Raw genomic sequence first — 1,429 nt, 5'->3', positions numbered from 1 at the left:
AATAGTGGACACTTTAAAAAAAGTGGACCTATTCGGGGTTTTTCTATTTTCTTCAATGAACTACCCCGTTATACTTAACATACTATTTATGAACGGGAGAATTTTTATGAGTAAGATAATTTTTAATGAACATCAACGTAGACTATTAGAAACAAACCAAAATGTTGCATCAGTATCAGATCGCGCCATCCAATATACAGCCGAATTTAAAATAAAAGCGGTTAAGGAAAATCAATTAGGAAAAGGACCAGCTCAGATCTTCAATGAAGCTGGGTTTGATTTAGAAATTATTGGTCTAAAGAAAGCTCAAAGTTCCCTTGCACGCTGGCGTAAAACCTATCAAACACTTGGAGAATCAGGATTTTTAGAGGAACGACGAGGAAAAGCAAGTTCTGGTCGGCCAAAGGCTGAACACTTGTCAGCTGAAAAGAAATTAGAAAAAGCAGAAGCGCGTATTCGATTATTAGAGGCGGAGCTTACGCTCCTAAAAAAGCTCGAAGAAATGGAAAGGCAGGCGAAGAAGAAACGAATCTAAAGCCAAGCGAGAAATATCAGGCAATTAATGAAACGATTCGTCTGTATCAATTAAAAAATATGACTCGTTATCTTTGTAAAATAGCGAATGTTAGTCCAAGTGGCTATTATAAATGGCTTCAGAACAATGGAAAGCAAGTACTACGTGATGAAGCAGACTATCAAGATTATTTATTATTGAAGGATATTTATGAAGCCTCAAATGGAAAAATAGGTTATCGTGGATTTTATATGACTTTAACAGAATTACTAGTAACCCCAATGAATCACAAGAAGATATTACGTTTAATGAGCAAATTCAATTTGTATTCAAAAGTGAGACGTGCCAATCCTTATCGTACATTAGCGAAGGCAACTGAAGTGCATCGCCAAGTACCTAATCATTTAAATCGCCAGTTTAAACAAGATGAGCCTGGTAAAGTATTCTTAACTGATATCACCTATCTACAATATGGAAGTGGACAAACTGCCTATTTATCATGTGTTAAAGATGTAGCTACAAGAGAGATTGTGGCATATGAATTATCTACGAGTCTAAAGATGGATATTGTCAGCCGTACATTAAAAAAGTTAGAAGAATTTATAAATGATAACCTACATCCAGAGGCGATGATACATTCCGATCAAGGCTTTCATTATACACACCCTGATTTCCAACAGCGTGTGAAAGAAATGGGTCTCCTTCAATCCATGTCACGACGAGGAAACTGTCTCGATAACGCACCGATGGAATCATTCTTCGGGCACTTTAAAGATGAAGTTGATTACAAAGAAGCTGAGAGCTTAAAAGATTTGAAATACATAGTAGAAAATTATATGGATTACTACAATACTGCAAGAAAACAATGGACATTAAAGAAGATGACTCCGGTAGCATACCGAAGCCATCTAATCG

At 36.2% G+C, this 1,429-nt stretch carries 1 protein-coding gene; it reads left to right on the top strand.

The window, feature by feature from the left end; translation table 11 throughout:
• Positions 1-106 precede the first annotated feature (106 nt).
• Positions 107-1,429 (top strand): IS3 family transposase gene (locus tag H9636_RS18930; RefSeq protein WP_191709101.1). Its coding sequence is split into 2 segments (ribosomal slippage), with 1,324 coding nucleotides annotated over them: positions 107-485 and positions 485-1,429; the frame shifts between segments, so codons are not numbered across the junction. This gene is flagged as partial in the annotation.

Source organism: Ureibacillus galli, from assembly GCF_014836845.1.
GTDB lineage: Bacteria > Bacillota > Bacilli > Bacillales_A > Planococcaceae > Ureibacillus > Ureibacillus galli.
This window is presented reverse-complemented; position numbering and strand designations above follow the sequence as displayed.